This window comes from Flavobacterium sp. CG_23.5 (assembly GCF_017875765.1).
Taxonomy (GTDB): domain Bacteria; phylum Bacteroidota; class Bacteroidia; order Flavobacteriales; family Flavobacteriaceae; genus Flavobacterium.
Genome location: NZ_JAGGNA010000001.1, coordinates 3,050,319 through 3,066,500 on the forward strand (window position 1 = coordinate 3,050,319; position 16,182 = coordinate 3,066,500).

General features: G+C 33.9%; 17 protein-coding genes and 4 tRNA genes. 20 read left to right on the top strand and 1 reads right to left on the bottom strand.

The window, feature by feature from the left end; translation table 11 throughout:
• Positions 1 to 88 precede the first annotated feature (88 nt).
• From H4V97_RS13190 to H4V97_RS13210, 5 genes are all read left to right on the top strand, one after another.
• Positions 89 to 2,044, top strand: a complete 1,956-nt coding sequence (locus tag H4V97_RS13190) for a putative porin (RefSeq protein ID WP_209549947.1) — start codon at positions 89 to 91, stop codon at positions 2,042 to 2,044.
• A 202-nt stretch (positions 2,045 to 2,246) separates the two neighbouring features.
• Positions 2,247 to 3,608: a pyridoxal-phosphate dependent enzyme gene (locus tag H4V97_RS13195; RefSeq protein WP_196849884.1), complete on the top strand. Its 1,362-nt coding sequence runs from the start codon at positions 2,247 to 2,249 to the stop codon at positions 3,606 to 3,608.
• 95 nt (positions 3,609 to 3,703) lie between these two features.
• The gene (locus H4V97_RS13200; protein WP_209549948.1) at positions 3,704 to 4,186 is read left to right on the top strand and encodes a 3'-5' exonuclease; all 483 of its coding nucleotides are present in this window, start codon (positions 3,704 to 3,706) and stop codon (positions 4,184 to 4,186) included.
• Positions 4,187 to 4,293: 107 nt separating this feature from the next.
• A complete protein-coding gene (locus tag H4V97_RS13205) occupies positions 4,294 to 5,565 on the top strand; it encodes a DUF2851 family protein (RefSeq protein ID WP_209549949.1) in 1,272 nt (423 codons plus the stop codon).
• A 55-nt stretch (positions 5,566 to 5,620) separates the two neighbouring features.
• Complete coding sequence (locus tag H4V97_RS13210; protein WP_066082307.1) at positions 5,621 to 5,848, top strand: PspC family transcriptional regulator; 228 nt, start codon at positions 5,621 to 5,623, stop codon at positions 5,846 to 5,848.
• 76 nt (positions 5,849 to 5,924) lie between these two features.
• Here the strand turns inward: H4V97_RS13210 and H4V97_RS13215 are convergent, their stop codons facing one another.
• Positions 5,925 to 7,403, bottom strand: a complete 1,479-nt coding sequence (locus H4V97_RS13215; protein WP_209549950.1) for an amino acid permease — start codon at positions 7,401 to 7,403, stop codon at positions 5,925 to 5,927.
• A gap of 283 nt (positions 7,404 to 7,686) precedes the next feature.
• On the opposite strand from H4V97_RS13215, the gene H4V97_RS13220 reads away from it, so the two are divergent.
• The 15 genes from H4V97_RS13220 (at position 7,687) to rplJ (ending at position 16,097) form a co-directional block, all read left to right on the top strand.
• Positions 7,687 to 8,574, top strand: coding sequence for a ComEA family DNA-binding protein (locus H4V97_RS13220; protein ID WP_196849888.1), 888 nt, complete (start codon positions 7,687 to 7,689; stop codon positions 8,572 to 8,574).
• A 176-nt stretch (positions 8,575 to 8,750) separates the two neighbouring features.
• Positions 8,751 to 9,920 carry an acyl-CoA dehydrogenase family protein gene (locus H4V97_RS13225; RefSeq protein ID WP_209549951.1) on the top strand — a complete coding sequence of 390 codons (1,170 nt, stop codon included), beginning with the start codon at positions 8,751 to 8,753 and terminating at the stop codon, positions 9,918 to 9,920.
• A gap of 390 nt (positions 9,921 to 10,310) precedes the next feature.
• Positions 10,311 to 10,505 (top strand): 30S ribosomal protein S21, encoded by a 195-nt coding sequence (rpsU, locus tag H4V97_RS13230; protein ID WP_035670421.1) that lies wholly within the window; start codon positions 10,311 to 10,313, stop codon positions 10,503 to 10,505.
• A 70-nt stretch (positions 10,506 to 10,575) separates the two neighbouring features.
• On the top strand, positions 10,576 to 11,469 hold the full coding sequence (locus H4V97_RS13235) for a tyrosine-type recombinase/integrase (protein WP_209549952.1): 894 nt from the start codon (positions 10,576 to 10,578) through the stop codon (positions 11,467 to 11,469).
• A 34-nt stretch (positions 11,470 to 11,503) separates the two neighbouring features.
• Positions 11,504 to 11,806, top strand: coding sequence for a ribosome hibernation-promoting factor, HPF/YfiA family (gene hpf, locus H4V97_RS13240; RefSeq protein ID WP_196849891.1), 303 nt, complete (start codon positions 11,504 to 11,506; stop codon positions 11,804 to 11,806).
• 92 nt (positions 11,807 to 11,898) lie between these two features.
• A tRNA-Thr gene (locus H4V97_RS13245) sits at positions 11,899 to 11,972 on the top strand.
• A gap of 47 nt (positions 11,973 to 12,019) precedes the next feature.
• A tRNA-Tyr gene (locus tag H4V97_RS13250) sits at positions 12,020 to 12,100 on the top strand.
• Positions 12,101 to 12,136: 36 nt separating this feature from the next.
• A tRNA-Thr gene (locus tag H4V97_RS13255) sits at positions 12,137 to 12,208 on the top strand.
• 54 nt (positions 12,209 to 12,262) lie between these two features.
• A complete protein-coding gene (gene tuf / locus H4V97_RS13260; RefSeq protein WP_196849892.1) occupies positions 12,263 to 13,450 on the top strand; it encodes an elongation factor Tu in 1,188 nt (395 codons plus the stop codon).
• A 57-nt stretch (positions 13,451 to 13,507) separates the two neighbouring features.
• A tRNA-Trp gene (locus H4V97_RS13265) sits at positions 13,508 to 13,578 on the top strand.
• 18 nt (positions 13,579 to 13,596) lie between these two features.
• On the top strand, positions 13,597 to 13,794 hold the full coding sequence (gene secE, locus H4V97_RS13270; protein ID WP_209549953.1) for a preprotein translocase subunit SecE: 198 nt from the start codon (positions 13,597 to 13,599) through the stop codon (positions 13,792 to 13,794).
• 8 nt (positions 13,795 to 13,802) lie between these two features.
• Positions 13,803 to 14,354: a transcription termination/antitermination protein NusG gene (gene nusG, locus H4V97_RS13275; protein ID WP_196849894.1), complete on the top strand. Its 552-nt coding sequence runs from the start codon at positions 13,803 to 13,805 to the stop codon at positions 14,352 to 14,354.
• Between the two features lie 67 nt (positions 14,355 to 14,421).
• The gene (gene rplK / locus H4V97_RS13280) at positions 14,422 to 14,859 is read left to right on the top strand and encodes a 50S ribosomal protein L11 (protein ID WP_035619182.1); all 438 of its coding nucleotides are present in this window, start codon (positions 14,422 to 14,424) and stop codon (positions 14,857 to 14,859) included.
• Between the two features lie 13 nt (positions 14,860 to 14,872).
• Positions 14,873 to 15,562, top strand: coding sequence for a 50S ribosomal protein L1 (gene rplA, locus H4V97_RS13285; protein WP_066082291.1), 690 nt, complete (start codon positions 14,873 to 14,875; stop codon positions 15,560 to 15,562).
• A gap of 22 nt (positions 15,563 to 15,584) precedes the next feature.
• Positions 15,585 to 16,097 carry a 50S ribosomal protein L10 gene (rplJ, locus tag H4V97_RS13290; RefSeq protein WP_196849895.1) on the top strand — a complete coding sequence of 171 codons (513 nt, stop codon included), beginning with the start codon at positions 15,585 to 15,587 and terminating at the stop codon, positions 16,095 to 16,097.
• The last annotated feature ends 85 nt before the right edge of the window (positions 16,098 to 16,182 follow it).

The window sequence follows — 16,182 nt, forward strand, 5'->3', positions numbered from 1 at the left end:
AACTGTTTTTTTATTTATATGTTTTTATCATTTACCTTTGTTTCAATTATTCGTTATTAAAACAATTGCCTAACTATATCTTTTTCAAATGAGGATTTTCTTTTTTCTAATTTTTCTAGCAGTCCCTAAGTTGCTGTTTTCTCAAGTTAAAAATAGTAAGGACTTTAATTCCAATAGTAAATATCAACAACAATCCGACACAACAAAAAAGCAAAAAATTGCCACAATCGATTTGTATCGTGTAATTACGATAGACCGTGATACCACTTATATTGACACCTCACTTACCATTAAGAGAGAGTACAGCCATAGCTATTTGAGAAATGATACTTTTGGACTGTTAGCTTTTGCAAATGATGGTCAAACCTACAACACCCTTCAATATAGTTTAACTGATTTTTCTGCTTTTCCTGAGTTTGGTTTCAAAGCGAAACATTTCAATTTTTTGGAAGCAAACCAAATACGATACTACTCTGTTGCAACTCCTATAACTGAATTGTATTTTAAGACGACTATCAAAAAAGGACAGTCGGCAGATTCATTTATTACTTTAAATACTTCTGAAAATCTTAATTTTTCTATTGCTTATAAAGGATTGCGCTCTGAGGGACAATACATAAATCAATTAGCAAGCACGGGGAATTTTAGATTTACCGTGAGTTATAATACTAAAAACAAGCGGTATTATTCCAATGCGCATTACACCTATCAAGACATTTTAAATCAAGAAAATGGGGGAATCACCACAAATAATGATTTTGAAAGTGAAGACCCAAATTTTAATAATAGACAAAGATTAGAAGTTTTTTTAAACGATGCTAAATCATTTCTTAAGGGTAAAAGAATTTTTGTAGATCACAATTTTAGAATTAATCCTACCAAAGGAGCTAATAATTTATTTATAGCGCACCAATTCAATTACGAAAATAAATTTTTCGAATACAATCAGGCTACAGTTCCTTCCAATGTTGGTTCTCAAACTGTTTATCGCTTTGGTGCTTCTTTTGTAGGCAGCGGGATCAACGATCAAACCCATTATAATAAAATGTATAATAAAGTGGGGTTGATTTACGAAAACACGACTCTCGGGAAATTTCAGTTTTTTGCAGAAGATTTTAGATCAAACTATTTCTACAATCAGATTTTGATTTTTGACAATAAAACAGTTCCAAGTTCTTTGAGCCAAAATATAAACAATGTTGGCGGTCAATATGAGTATCAAAAAAATAAGTGGAATGGGAAATTTTTATATTCAAGATCCGTTACAAATCAATCTTTGTCGAATTTAGACGCCAAGTTGAAATACGATTACAATGATGAAACGGAATTAACATTTTCATATCAAAATATAAACAAGTTGCCAAATAACAACTATGATTTGTATCAAAGTAGTTACGTCCAGTACAATTGGTCTAATGATTTCAAGAATGAAAAAATAAATTCTGTATCAGCTAATGCCGTGACTCCTTGGGTTAACGCGTCGCTCCAATATTCGATATTAAACGATCACCTTTATTTTGCAGATGTTTCTACAGATGCCCAAATATTGGCCCGTACCCAAATAATTGCGCCAGCACAATACGACAAAACCATAAATTATCTATCCATAAAAGCCAGCAGAGAATTTAATTTTGGGAATTTTGCTTTAGATAATTCTATTTTATATCAAAAAGTGGGTCAACAGGACAAAATCCTAAACGTTCCTCAAATTGTAACGAGAAATACTTTTTACTACTCTAATTATTTTTTCAAAAAGAATGCATTATTTCTGCAAACTGGTATCTCACTGAATTATTTCACTAAATACCTAGGAAATGAGTACAATCCTGTAATTGGAGAATTTTTTGTTCAAAACAAAAAAGAAATAGGCAATTATCCAAACCTTGATTTTTTCATTAATGCAAAAATTCAAAGAACCCGAATTTATTTCAAAGCAGAACACTTCAATTCTTCGTTGACAGGAAATAATTTTTATTCGTCACCTAACAATCCGTATCGTGATTTTACAATCCGTTTTGGGTTAGTTTGGAATTTCTTCAATTAATTTTAGGAGCGAAAGCTTAGGCATTTTAGCAGTGATATTTCCTGCTATCAGCTATATCTCTCCACTCCGTTGCGAGGATGCCGCCCGAGGTATCGGGATCGGGACCATCAGGGCTAAAAAGGTAGGAATTTGCTAATTGCCAAACATTTTTTTAATTCTATCTTTGCATCATAAACAGATTTCGGTAAACATACAAACTCATATGAAATACTCAGAAAATATATTAGGCACCATAGGGAATACGCCATTAGTAAAACTTAATAAAGTGGTTGCTGGTGTGGATGCATTAGTACTTGCTAAAGTGGAGACTTTCAATCCGGGAAATTCAGTAAAAGACAGAATGGCAGTAAAAATGATTGCTGATGCTGAAGCCGATGGTCGATTAAAGCCAGGAGGAACTATTATTGAAGGAACTTCAGGAAATACAGGAATGGGATTAGCTTTAGTCGCTATTATAAAAGGATACAAATTGATTTGTGTGATTTCTGACAAGCAATCCAAAGAGAAAATGGATATCCTTCGTGCAGTAGGCGCAAAAGTGGTCGTATGCCCTACTGATGTGGAGCCAACAGATCCACGTTCTTATTATTCGGTTTCAAAAAGACTGGCGGAAGAAACACCTAATTCCTGGTATGTAAATCAATATGATAATCCATCAAATGCAATTGCGCATTACGAACAAACAGGACCTGAAATTTGGGAACAAACCGATGGAAAAATCACTCATTTTGTTTCTGGTGTGGGGACTGGAGGAACAATTTCTGGTGTTGGAAAATACTTGAAAGAGAAAAATCCGAACATTAAAATTTGGGGAATTGATACCTATGGTTCCGTATTTAAAAAATATCATGAAACAGGAATATTCGACGAAAATGAAATCTATTCCTACATCACAGAAGGAATTGGTGAGGACATTTTGCCAGAAAATGTAGACTTCTCCGTGATAGATGGATTTACAAAAGTAACCGATAAAGACGCCGCAGTTTATACTCGTAAAATAGCTCTTGAAGAAGGTATCTTTGTTGGAAATTCAGCAGGTGCAGCTATAAAAGGATTGTTGCAGCTTAAAGAACATTTCAAACCAGAAGATGTAGTTGTGGTTTTATTCCACGATTCAGGAAGTCGTTATGTGGGTAAAATGTTCAATGATGACTGGATGCGTGAAAGAGGTTTTCTTGATGAAGAAATTACAAAGGCCGAAGATGTTATCAAAGATCATATCGATAAACCATTAGTAATTGTTCGTACGGAAGAATTAGTTTCTCATGCTATTGAACGTATGCGTAAATATAAAATCTCTCAAATACCAGTGATTGATATTACAGGATTTGTTGGTTCTGTTGATGAATCTGATTTGTTTCAAAGCTATGTTTCGGACAAAGATGTAGCCGATAAACCAATTAGGGAAGTTATGGGTAAACCATACCCAATTGTTAAACTTGGGACAGCTATAGAAGAAGTTTCAAAACTATTCACCAAAGACAATCAAGCCGTTTTGGTTGATTTAGGAAATGGAAAACATCATATTATCACAAAATATGATATTATTGGTTCGATAAAATAGATTTTCAGCCACAAATATTAAATTATACAGCACGAATTTCACTGTTTTTGAAGGTGAAATTCGTGTTTTTCTTTACACTTAAATAACGCAAAGCAATGAATTTTACAGCAATAGATTTTGAAACTGCAACTGCATTCCATCCTTGTTCTGTGGGGATTATTACTGTTGAAAACGGAGTGATTGTCGATGAATTTGTAAGCCTGATAAAAACCCCAAATAATTTATATTCCCATTTTACCATACAAGTACATGGAATTTATCCGCGAGATACCATAAATGCAAAAACCTTTGCGCAAGTATTTCCAGAAATCAAGAAACGCCTGCAAAATAGAGTAGTTGTAGCTCATAACGAAAGTTTTGACAGAAACGTTTTGGCTAAATCGATGGCACTTTATGGTTTGGATTACGCCGATTTGAATATTGCTTCTCGTTGGGAATGTACCGTGAAAATTTATAAAGCCAAAGGATTAAAACCAACCAAATTAAGTGATTGTTGCCGTGAAATGAAAATCCAGCTCAATCATCATGAAGCTTTATCTGATGCTCGTGCTTGCGCCAAATTGTATTTGTTACGTTAGATTTGGCTTTTTGGTCTAAAATTGATTTTGTAAAAAGGTAAGAGTTATTGTATATTTTAGTATATTAGTTGTTCCTCTTTTTATCAATAATCAAAATAGTCTTAAAAATGAAAGAAGATTTTCTCCATTACCTGTGGAAATTCAAAAAGTTTGATACCATAAATTTGAAAACTTCGAACGAAGAGGAAATCACAATCATAAGTGTAGGACAATATTTGGAACTAGCCGGTCCTGATTTTTTCAACGCCCAAATTACAATTGGCAATCAAAAATGGGCTGGAAATGTGGAGATTCACCTTAAATCTTCGGATTGGTATGTGCATCATCATGAGAGAGATTCGGCATATGAAAACGTAATTCTCCACGTCGTTTGGGAACATGACACTGAGATTTTCAGAAGCAATAACACTGAAATTCCGGTATTGGAACTCAAAAAATATGTTGAAAAAGCAACGGTAGCTAATTACCAATCTTTATTGTCTCCAAAATCATGGATTTTTTGCGAAAAGCAACTAAAAGACATCAACCAATTTACTTTTAAAAACTGGCAGGAACGGTTGTTTTTTGAACGATTAGAAAGGAAATCAAAACCAATATTTGATTTATTAGAGCAAACAAATTCGGATTGGGAGGCTGTTTTATTTATCCTTTTAGCGAAAAATTTCGGGCTGAATACCAATGGAGAAATTTTTATGAAAATTGCTCATTTGATCCCTTTTTCGATAATAAGGAAAGAAAGTTTTGAAGTCGAAAATTTAGAAGCATTGCTTTTGGGCACGGCTGGTTTATTGGATTCAGAAAAAGAAGATAATTATTTTAAAGATTTAAAATTTCGGTATTACTACCTATTACATAAATACCAGATAGAGAAAAATTTCATTGAACCAGTGCAGTTTTTTAAGCACCGACCAGATAATTTTCCAACAATCCGATTGTCTCAATTAGCTACTTTATACCATACTCAGCAGAATTTATTTTCAAAAATCAGCACTGTAAGCTCATTAATGGATACTTATAGGATATTTGAAGTTTCTGCTTCTGAATATTGGCAAAATCATTATCAGTTTGATAAAGATAGTCCAAAGAAAAAGAAAGCACTTTCGAAATCATTTATCGATTTACTTGTAATAAATACAATAATTCCGCTTCAGTTTGCTTACGCAAAAAGTCAGGGAAAGGAAGTTTCTGAAGATTTAATATGTTTGGTAAATGAGGTCGCTCCCGAAAAAAATGCAATTATAGATAAATTTTCTTCTTTTGGAATAAAATCGAAGAATGCTTTTGAAACGCAATCGCTTCTACAACTCAAAAATGAATATTGCAATAAAAGTAAATGTTTGGAGTGCGCTGTGGGGATGGAATTATTAAAAAGCAATTAGAAATGAGATAACTATAAAATTTCGTAATTTTGCCGGTAACTTACAATTCATCAAAATGTCTGCGATAATAAAACTAAAATTCTTTTTTGAAAAACATGGTTTTCATGTTTCTTCACGTTTGGCTGACACATTAGGAATGCGAGCGAGTAGTGTAAGGTTGTTTTTTATATACTTGTCGTTTGTTACTGCAGGATTGTGGTTTGCAGTGTATTTGACGTTGGCTTTTTGGATCCGCTTGAAAGATTTAATTCGAGCCAAACGCACATCGGTTTTCGACTTGTAATCGAAACCAAAATATAAAAAAAGGGACTATAAAGCTAATGCGCTTTATAGTCCCTTTTTAATTTATTTAAAGAAAATTATTCTTTTGGATTGTTCAATACGCTATTCTTTTTACCATAAACAAAATAGATTATTACACCTATAGCCATCCAAGCGAAAAGTCTTAGCCAGTTTGTCCAACCTAAACCTGCCATCATCAATACGCAAGTGATAACCCCTAAAATTGGAACTAAAGGCACCCATGGCGTTTTGAATTCTCTTACCATATTTGGTTCTTTTTTTCTAAGAATTATAACAGATACACATACAAGTGAAAATGCAAATAACGTTCCTATACTGGTCATATCTCCTACAATATCTCCTGGAATAAAGGCTGCAAATAATCCAACAATTACTAAAATTGCAATATTTGCTTTATATGGAGTTTTGTATTTTGAATGCAAATCGCTGAATGCTTTTGGTAATAAACCATCTTTACCCATAGCATAAAATACTCTGGATTGTCCTAATAACATCACTAAAATCACAGATGAGAATCCTGCTAATATGGCAATAGTTACTAATTGACCTAACCACGCATAACCGATCATATATTTATTGATTGCAAAAGCTACAGAAGCTTCTTTTCCACCAGTTCTAAAATCATCTACTGTGGCTACTCCAGTCAATACATGAGCAAAAAGGATGTATAACACGGTACAAACTGCAAGTGATCCTAATATCCCTATGGGCATATTTCTTTTAGGGTTTTTAGTTTCTTGTGCAGCAGTACTTACGGCGTCAAAACCAATAAAGGCAAAAAACACAGTTCCTGCAGCTCCAATTATTCCCCAAAAACCACCAAAATTATGATCGATACCATGTTCATCTGTAAAAATTGAACTTGCTGGGATATAAGGTGTATGATTTGCTGGATTAATAAAATTCCAACCAACAACAATAATTAATATTACAATAACAACTTTTACAACTACGATGATTCCGTTTACAAAAGCTGATTCTTGAATTCCTTTTATCAATAATAAACTGATAACCGCGACAATAAATAAAGCGGGTAAGTTGATTATTCCATGTTCTCCAGTTACCAAATCTGATTGAAATGGTGAATGAGAAAGAGAATAAGGAATTGGACTCATATGGAGCACATTAATCAGCAAATTGTTTAGATATTCACTCCAGGCGATTCCTACCGTTGCAGCTCCTACAGCATATTCAAGGATTAAATCCCAACCAATAATCCAGGCTAAAAATTCACCCATGGTGGCATAAGTATACGTATAAGCACTACCCGAAATTGGAATTGAAGAAGATAGTTCAGCATAGCATAATCCAGCTAAGGCGCATCCAATTGCTGCAACAATAAATGCTATTGTTACTGATGGCCCTGCATTTTGTGAGGCAGCCATGGCAGTTCTTACAAATAATCCTGCACCTATAATGGCGCCAATTCCTAATGCGATTAATGACCAAGCGGTTAGTGTTCTTTTTAATCCCTTTTCAGAATCGGCTGCTTCTGCTAAAAGCTGAGCCAATGGTTTTCTTTTCCAAATAGACATGTTTTATGGTTTTTTTTGTTATTAAGGTCCAAATGTATTCTTTTTTATAAAAAATAAAAACAATAATTAAGTTTTAAGTTGTTAAAACTGTGATTTTAATTTTTTTTGAGATGTAATTAGGAGGTAAGCTTTTTTTCTACCCATAAATTTGAAGGTTTAAGTGGTTCGTAATAACAATTTTGAGTGGACTTTCTAAATATTGTTTAAAGTGATTGGTGAGTCCTAAAATATTTCCTATTTTTAAAGTTCGCAAAAATCAATTTGTTAGATTTAATTAATTCGAATGGCATTTAATACAATAAATGAATATTTTAATTTTACACGAGAGCAACGTAAAGGTATTTTTGTATTAGTTGCAATTATTGTCGTTTTACAGCTGCTTTATTTTTATGTTGATTTTAGTGTTTTGGCAAAAGACTTTCCAGAGAAACGGAAATGGCTGTCACTTCAATCTCAAATTGATTCCATGAAAATGGATCGTAAAACCGAATCTCCTAAAATTTATCTTTTCAATCCAAATTTCATCACAGACTATAAAGGATACAAACTGGGAATGTCTGTTAAAGAATTAGATCGACTTTTTGCTTTTAGAAAAGAAAATAAATACGTTAATTCGTCTAAAGAATTTCAGCAGGTAACACAAATTTCTGATTCTTTGTTAAATGTGATGGCTCCGTTTTTCAAGTTTCCGGATTGGGTTAATAATAAAAAACAGTTTAAAGTCTATGAAAAATATCCAAATATGGCTTTCACCAAAAAGGAAAAAATAGTCTTTATCGATATCAATGAGGCTACACAGGAAAATCTAATAAAAATATACGGAATAGGAGAGGCTATTTCACTTCGTATTTTAAAGCTAAAAGAAAGTCTTGGAGGTTTTGTTTCTATGGAACAGATGAATGACGTTTGGGGATTATCTCCTGAGGTTATTGCCAACTTGAATACTCATTTCAAAGTTTTAGCGCAACCAAAAATTAAAAAAATAGATATTAATAACGCTTCATTAAAGGAACTTTCTCAATTTTCATACTTCAGATACCCGTTGGCAAAAGAAATTGTAACGTATAGAAGTATGAACGGAGATATTAAAAATATTGAGGATTTAACAAAAATTAAGGGTTTTTCTGTTGATAAAGCAAAGATAATTGCCTTATATTTGGACTTTAATTAGAAGTTTATAATTTGCTGCGTTAAAATTGTTTAAATTACTGCAAAATGGATGTTTTGTAGTACATTTTTTTAAAACTGTCGCTTTATTGTGAAACTTAAAAAAAACTTATATCTGAAATAGAAAGCTGCTGCTTTTTGTTTCAATCACTTAAATTTGTTAAAGAAAATACTAGTTATATGAATTCAATTTATTTTACAGAAGAACATCAATCATTTAGAAACAGTTTAAAAGATTTTTTACAAAAAGAAGTCGTGCCTCATATTGAAAAATGGGAGAAAACAGGCACTATTGAACGCTTTATATGGAAAAAGTTTGGAGAAATGGGCTTTTTCGGAATAGGCTATCCGGAGGCTTATGGCGGATTGAATTTAGATTTATTTTATACCGTTATTTTTTTAGAAGAACTTCAAAAAATTAAATCATCTGGTTTTGCGGCTGCTATGTGGGCACATTCTTATTTAGCTATGACCCATTTGAACGCAGAAGGTGACGAAAGAATAAAACAAGATTATTTAGCTCCAAGTATTGCTGGGGAAAAAATAGGTGCGTTGTGTATAACAGAACCATTTGGCGGTAGTGATGTTGCTGGTATGCGTACTAATGCAGTAAGAAAAGGAGATAAATATATTATCAATGGTTCTAAAACATTCATTACGAACGGTATTTATGCAGATTATTATATCGTTGCTGCAAAAACAAGTCCCGAGCTTGGGAATAAAGGAATAAGTATCTTTTTGATGGATAGCAACTTGAAAGGTGTTTCTGCTGTTAAACTTGATAAGTTAGGCTGGAGAGCTTCAGATACTGCAGAAATAGCATTTGATAACGTGGAAATTCCGGTAGAGAATTTGATGGGAGAAGAAGGAAAAGGGTTCCCATATATTATGCAACATTTTGCTTTGGAGCGTTTGATTATGGCTATAAATGCTCATGCAAGAGCGGAGTATGCAATTGATTACACAATTGAATACATGTCGCATCGCGAGGCTTTTGGAAAAAAAATAAATAAGTTTCAGGCCTTGAGACATACTATAGTTGAACATGCAACAGAAGTAGAGCATTGTAAAGTCTTTAATTATGCTGCTGTAGCGCGATTAGACAAAGGAGAATATGTAGTTAAAGAGGCAACTATGGCTAAATTAAAATCTACGAAAGTTGCTGATGAAACAATTTACAGTTGTTTACAAATGCTGGGAGGTTATGGTTATATGGAAGAATATCCTTTAGCACGTTTGTTTAGAGACAGTCGCTTAGGACCAATCGGTGGTGGAACTTCAGAAATTCTTAAGGAGATATTAGCAAAAATGATAATTGATAAACAAGATTATAAGCCAGCGGTGAAATAGTAGCACAATCAAAATAAAAAAAAATCATTGATGACCACATGTTTTTATGTTATGTTGGTTTGTTTTGAACTTGTTAGATTCTATTAAATTGCAAATGTTTTACAAGCTGTGCTTGTATGGGATTTATTGAAAGTGTAAGAAATCATAAATTTTAAAAAAGAGTCAATTTGTTATTGACTCTTTTTTTGTGTGAAGGATAGTAGTGGAAATCCTTTTACGAAGCCTTGCGGAGTAAAAGATTGCAACGAATAGCCTGACGGCAAAACGGAATGTTATTTTGGACTCAAATAGTGTATTTGCCGGCACACCAAAAATAAATTGACAATTCGTAAGTCATAAGTCAAAATAATGTTTACTTTTGCACACTTAAAGAAAGGGGGTGTCTATATTATGTTAATTATACCAATTAAAGACGGAGAAAATATCGATAGAGCATTAAAACGCTACAAAAGAAAATTTGATAAAACAGGAACTGTTCGTCAACTAAGAGCACGTACTGCTTTTATTAAGCCTTCAGTTACAAATAGAATCAAAATTCAAAAAGCGGCTTATATCCAAAATATGAGAGATAACTTAGAGAGTTAGTCAATATCTATTAAAATAAATTACCGTTAGTCATTAAAAGTTTTATAACTTTGATGCTAACGGTTTTTTTATGAATACTAAAGACGCATTTCGAGATTATCTACAATTAGAGAAAAAATATTCTCCACATACCGTAAATGCGTATTTGAATGATTTAACAGACTTCGAAACATTCAACAAACTTCATTTTGATCAGGAAAACGTCGAGCAGGTGAATTACAGCCAAATTAGAAATTGGATTGTTTCGCTTGTGGATGCTAATTTGTCAAATGTCTCCGTCAATAGAAAAATTGCCTCCCTAAAAGCATTTTATAAATTTCTATTAAAAATAAAACAGATAGATGTCAGTCCTTTGTTAAAGCATAAAGCGCTTAAGACTCCAAAAATATTACAAATTCCATTTTCTGAAAAAGAAGTATTGGATGTGTTATGCCATATGCAAAGTCCTGTAGGTTTTGAAGAAATTAGAAATAAGCTTATCATAGATTTATTTTACACTACCGGAATGCGTAGAACGGAGTTGATTCACATTAAAATTAGCAATGTTAATTTGTCTGGCCATACAATCAAGGTGCTTGGTAAAAGAAATAAAGAAAGAATACTTCCCGTTTTGCCAATAATTACAGAGCAATTCTCGTTGTATGTAAGAGAGCGATTGTGTCTGGAATCCATTGTTGATAGTGAATATTTTTTTCTCACAAAAAAAGGGTTAAAATTAAACGATTCCTTTGTGTATCGATTAATAAATACTTACTTTAGTACAGTGTCAGAGAAGGTAAAAAAAAGCCCGCATATATTGAGGCATACGTTTGCAACTCATTTATTAAACAATGGGGCCGATTTAAATTCAGTGAAAGAATTGTTAGGTCATTCAAGTCTGGCATCGACTCAAATTTATACGCATAACAGTTTGTCTGAACTAAAAAAAGTGTACCAAGAGGCGCATCCAAGGAATAAAAAATAATTCATGAAGTGTTTAACTATTAAAAAAAATGATTATGAAGGTAAGTATTCATGCAGTTAACTTTACAGTTGACAAAAAGCTAGTAGATTTTGTTCAAGAAAGAATGGATAAATTAGAAAAGTACTATGACAAAGTAGTATCAGCAGATGTTTTTTTGAAAGTTGAAAAGACAAGTGTTAAGGAAAATAAATGTGCCGAGATAAAATTAAATATTCCAGGCGATGATTTTTTGGTGAAAAAGCAGTGCAAAACTTTTGAAGAAGCGGTGGATCTTTCGATAGAATCTCTGGAGCGATTATTGGTAAAAAAGAAAGAAAAAATAAGAGAGCAGATATAATATGAATTTTTTATTAAAAAATGTTTTGATTGAGAGATAAAATCTATACATTTGCAGTCCGTTAGAAATAGCGGACTTTTTTTATTGATTTTGCCAGCGTAGCTCAGTTGGCTAGAGCAGCTGATTTGTAATCAGCAGGTCGTGGGTTCGAGTCCCTCCGCCGGCTCAAAATAAAACTGAGGTTTTGATAAGCTGAAATAAAATAAGAAAAGAGGGGAGATACTCAAGCGGCCAACGAGGGCAGACTGTAAATCTGCTGTGTAAACTTCGCAGGTTCGAATCCTGCTCTCCCCACAAATTTAGATTTTTGAATCTAAAGTTTAAAACTCTGCCGGTGTAGCTCAGGGGTAGAGTGCTTCCTTGGTAAGGAAGAGGTCTCGGGTTCAATTCCCGACATTGGCTCAAGTAAGTAGGAGATTGAAATTAAATATATAACTAGATTAAAAATTAAGTAAAATGGCAAAAGAAACCTTTAACCGTAACAAGCCCCACTTAAACATTGGTACAATTGGGCACGTGGATCACGGAAAAACTACATTAACTGCAGCGATAACTAAAGTGTTATCTGATGCTGGTTACTGTCAAGCAAAATCATTTGATCAAATTGATAATGCACCAGAAGAAAAAGAAAGAGGTATTACAATTAATACATCACACGTTGAGTATGAAACTGCTAATCGTCATTACGCTCACGTTGACTGTCCAGGTCACGCGGATTACGTAAAGAACATGGTTACTGGAGCTGCTCAGATGGATGGTGCTATTCTTGTTGTTGCTGCTACTGATGGACCAATGCCACAAACACGTGAGCATATCCTTTTAGGTCGTCAGGTTGGTATTCCTAGAATGGTTGTATTCATGAATAAAGTGGATATGGTTGATGATGAGGAATTACTTGAATTAGTTGAGATGGAAATCAGAGACTTGTTATCTTTCTACGAATATGATGGAGATAATGGTCCAGTTGTTCAAGGTTCTGCTTTAGGTGGATTGAACAATGATCCAGTTTGGGTACCAAAAATTCTTGAATTGATGGAAGCTGTAGATTCTTGGATCGAAGAGCCAATAAGAGATGTTGCAAAACCTTTCTTAATGCCTGTTGAAGATGTATTCTCAATTACTGGTCGTGGAACTGTTGCTACAGGTCGTATCGAAACAGGAGTTGCTAATACAGGAGATCCAGTTGAAATCATTGGTATGGGAGCTGAAAAATTAACTTCTACTATTACTGGAGTTGAGATGTTCCGTAAAATCCTTGATAGAGGAGAAGCTGGAGATAACGTAGGTATTCTTTTAAGAGGTATTCAAAAAGAAGACATCAAAAGAGGAATGGTTATTTGTAAGCCAGGTTCAGTTAAACCACACGCGACATTTAAAGCTGAGGTTTATATCTTGAAAAAAGAAGAAGGTGGTCGTCACACACCATTTCATAATAATTACCGTCCACAGTTTTACGTACGTACAACTGACGTAACAGGTATCATTACTTTGCCAGCAGGTGTAGAAATGGTTATGCCTGGGGATAACTTAACTATTGATGTAGTATTGCTTAGTGCAATTGCATTAAATGTTGGTTTACGTTTTGCTATCCGTGAAGGTGGTAGAACAGTAGGTGCTGGTCAGGTAACTGAGATAGTAGCTTAATCCTATTAAATAAATTATAAAGCCAGTGACACCTAGGTTGTTGCTGGCTTTTAACAAACGGGCGTAGTTCAAGGGTAGAATAGCGGTCTCCAAAACCGTTGATGGGGGTTCGAATCCCTCCGCCCGTGCAAATAAACTAAATCATAATGGCAAAAGTTGTTAATTATATATCGGAAGCATTCGAAGAATTAAAGTCAAATGTAACTTGGCCTGAGTGGGCTGAAGTACAACGTCTAACAATTATTGTGGCTGTCTTTTCAGTAGTATTCGCTTTGGCAACATGGGGAGTTGATGAAATTTTCGCCAAAGCCTTAGCTGGATTTTTTAACTGGATAAAAGCATAATTTTTGTTATGGCAGATAATAGTATAAAAAAGTGGTATGTCGTTAGAGCAGTAAGTGGACAAGAGAATAAAGTGAAAGCATACATCGAAACTGAGATCGCAAGATTAGGGATGGGTGATTATGTTTCGCAAGTTCTGGTTCCTACTGAAAAAGTGGTTACTGTTAAGGAAGGGAAAAAAATAATCAAGGATAAAGTTTATTTTCCTGGTTACGTAATGATTGAAGCAAACCTAATTGGAGAAATACCTCATATTATTAAGTCTATAACAAGTGTTATTGGTTTTTTAGGTGAAACCAAAAATGGTGAGCCTGTTCCATTGAGAGTTTCTGAAGTCAACAGAATGTTAGGTAAAGTGGATGAGTTGGCTGTTAATACGGACACTCGTTCTATCCCATTCAATATAGGAGAAACTATAAAAGTTGTTGATGGTCCATTTAACGGTTTCAACGGTACCGTTGAAAAAATAAATGAAGAAAAGCGTAAACTTGAAGTAATGGTTAAGATTTTCGGAAGAAAAACACCATTAGAATTAAGTTTTATGCAAGTTGAAAAAGTATAATTTTTGTTACATCTATAATATCCATCATAATCGCTTCCAATGATTATGGTGTTAAATTTTTTAAAAAATGGCTAAAGAAATTAGTAAGGTAGTTAAACTACAAGTTAAGGGAGGTGCTGCGAATCCATCGCCACCGGTTGGACCTGCTTTAGGAGCTGCTGGGGTAAACATCATGGAGTTTTGCAAGCAATTTAATGCTAGAACTCAAGATAAACCCGGCAAAATATGCCCAGTACAAATTACTGTGTATAAAGACAAATCATTTGATTTTGTTGTAAAAACTCCTCCAGCAGCAGTTCAGTTAATGGAAGCTGCAAAGCTAAAATCTGGTTCTGGTGAGCCTAATCGTAAAAAAGTAGCTAGTGTTACTTGGGAACAAATTAGAGCTATTGCTGAAGACAAGATGCCAGACTTAAATGCATTCACTATGGAGTCTGCAATGAGTATGGTTGCTGGAACAGCTAGATCTATGGGTATAACTGTATCAGGAGATTCTCCTTTTTAATTAAGAGAAAGACATGGCAAAATTGACAAAAAAGCAAAAAGAGGCTGCTTCAAAAATTGAAAAGAACAAACTATATTCTCTTAAAGATGCTGCGGCATTGATAAAAGTAGTTGCTTCTGCAAAATTTGATGAGTCTGTTGATATCGCAGTTCGTTTGGGTGTAGATCCAAGAAAAGCGAATCAAATGGTTAGAGGTGTGGTAACATTACCTCATGGAACTGGTAAAGACGTTAAAGTATTAGCATTGGTTACTCCAGACAAAGAAGCGGAAGCTTTGGCAGCAGGAGCGGACTTTGTAGGTCTTGACGATTATTTACAAAAAATCAAAGACGGTTGGACAGATGTTGATGTAATCATCACGATGCCTTCTGTTATGGGTAAATTAGGTCCATTAGGTCGTATATTAGGACCTAGAGGTTTAATGCCTAACCCTAAAACAGGTACTGTAACTATGGATGTTGCAAAAGCTGTTGCAGAGGTAAAAGCTGGTAAAATTGACTTTAAAGTTGATAAAACTGGTATAGTGCATGCAGGAATTGGTAAAGTTTCTTTTGGAACTGAACAAATTATTGACAATGCTCACGAAATTATTCAAACATTAATCAAACTTAAACCAACTGCGGCTAAAGGAACTTACATCAAAAGTATTTACCTAACTAGCACAATGAGTCCTGCAATTGCATTGGATCCTAAAGCAGTATAATTGGTAGTTAAAAATTTTTAGTATGACTAGAGAAGAAAAATCAATCGCGATTGAAGTTTTAACTGCACAGTTAGCCGGTACAAACATTGTTTATGTATCTGATATTTCTGGAATGAATGCAGAAACTACTTCAAACTTGAGAAGAGCTTGTTTTAAAGCAGGTATTAAATTAGAGGTTGTAAAGAACACTTTGCTTGCAAAAGCAATGGAAGCTTCTGATAAAGAATTTGGTGAGCTTCCATCTGTATTGACTGGAAACAGCGCTATCTTCATTTCGGAGATTGCTAATGCACCTGGAAAAATAATTAAAGATTTCAGAAAAAAGTCGGCTACACCTATATTAAAGGGAGCTTATGTTAATGCTGAAGTTTATATTGGAGATGATCAATTAGATGCATTAGCAACTATTAAATCTAAAGAAGAGCTTATCGGCGAAATCATTGGATTGCTTCAATCACCAGCTCAAAGAGTTATTTCTGCTCTTCAAAACCAATTCGCAAAAAGCGAAGAGGCTTCAGAAGAAGTAGAAGCATAATAAAAATAGAGTTTTGCTCTAGTTTTTATTTAAAAAAGCGCACAATAAATAAATTATATTTTTACAAATCATTTTAAAACGATAG

What these genes read in the sequence shown, in the direction of transcription:
- H4V97_RS13190 (WP_209549947.1), top strand. Translation starts at nt 89, where the DNA reads ATGAGGATTTTCTTTTTTCTAATTTTTCTAGCAGTCCCTAAGTTGCTG.
- H4V97_RS13195 (WP_196849884.1), top strand. Translation starts at nt 2,247, where the DNA reads ATGAAATACTCAGAAAATATATTAGGCACCATAGGGAATACGCCATTA.
- H4V97_RS13200 (WP_209549948.1), top strand. Translation starts at nt 3,704, where the DNA reads ATGAATTTTACAGCAATAGATTTTGAAACTGCAACTGCATTCCATCCT.
- H4V97_RS13205 (WP_209549949.1), top strand. Translation starts at nt 4,294, where the DNA reads ATGAAAGAAGATTTTCTCCATTACCTGTGGAAATTCAAAAAGTTTGAT.
- H4V97_RS13210 (WP_066082307.1), top strand. Translation starts at nt 5,621, where the DNA reads ATGTCTGCGATAATAAAACTAAAATTCTTTTTTGAAAAACATGGTTTT.
- H4V97_RS13215 (WP_209549950.1), bottom strand. Translation starts at nt 7,403, where the DNA reads ATGTCTATTTGGAAAAGAAAACCATTGGCTCAGCTTTTAGCAGAAGCA.
- H4V97_RS13220 (WP_196849888.1), top strand. Translation starts at nt 7,687, where the DNA reads ATGGCATTTAATACAATAAATGAATATTTTAATTTTACACGAGAGCAA.
- H4V97_RS13225 (WP_209549951.1), top strand. Translation starts at nt 8,751, where the DNA reads ATGAATTCAATTTATTTTACAGAAGAACATCAATCATTTAGAAACAGT.
- rpsU (WP_035670421.1), top strand. Translation starts at nt 10,311, where the DNA reads ATGTTAATTATACCAATTAAAGACGGAGAAAATATCGATAGAGCATTA.
- H4V97_RS13235 (WP_209549952.1), top strand. Translation starts at nt 10,576, where the DNA reads ATGAATACTAAAGACGCATTTCGAGATTATCTACAATTAGAGAAAAAA.
- hpf (WP_196849891.1), top strand. Translation starts at nt 11,504, where the DNA reads ATGAAGGTAAGTATTCATGCAGTTAACTTTACAGTTGACAAAAAGCTA.
- tuf (WP_196849892.1), top strand. Translation starts at nt 12,263, where the DNA reads ATGGCAAAAGAAACCTTTAACCGTAACAAGCCCCACTTAAACATTGGT.
- secE (WP_209549953.1), top strand. Translation starts at nt 13,597, where the DNA reads ATGGCAAAAGTTGTTAATTATATATCGGAAGCATTCGAAGAATTAAAG.
- nusG (WP_196849894.1), top strand. Translation starts at nt 13,803, where the DNA reads ATGGCAGATAATAGTATAAAAAAGTGGTATGTCGTTAGAGCAGTAAGT.
- rplK (WP_035619182.1), top strand. Translation starts at nt 14,422, where the DNA reads ATGGCTAAAGAAATTAGTAAGGTAGTTAAACTACAAGTTAAGGGAGGT.
- rplA (WP_066082291.1), top strand. Translation starts at nt 14,873, where the DNA reads ATGGCAAAATTGACAAAAAAGCAAAAAGAGGCTGCTTCAAAAATTGAA.
- rplJ (WP_196849895.1), top strand. Translation starts at nt 15,585, where the DNA reads ATGACTAGAGAAGAAAAATCAATCGCGATTGAAGTTTTAACTGCACAG.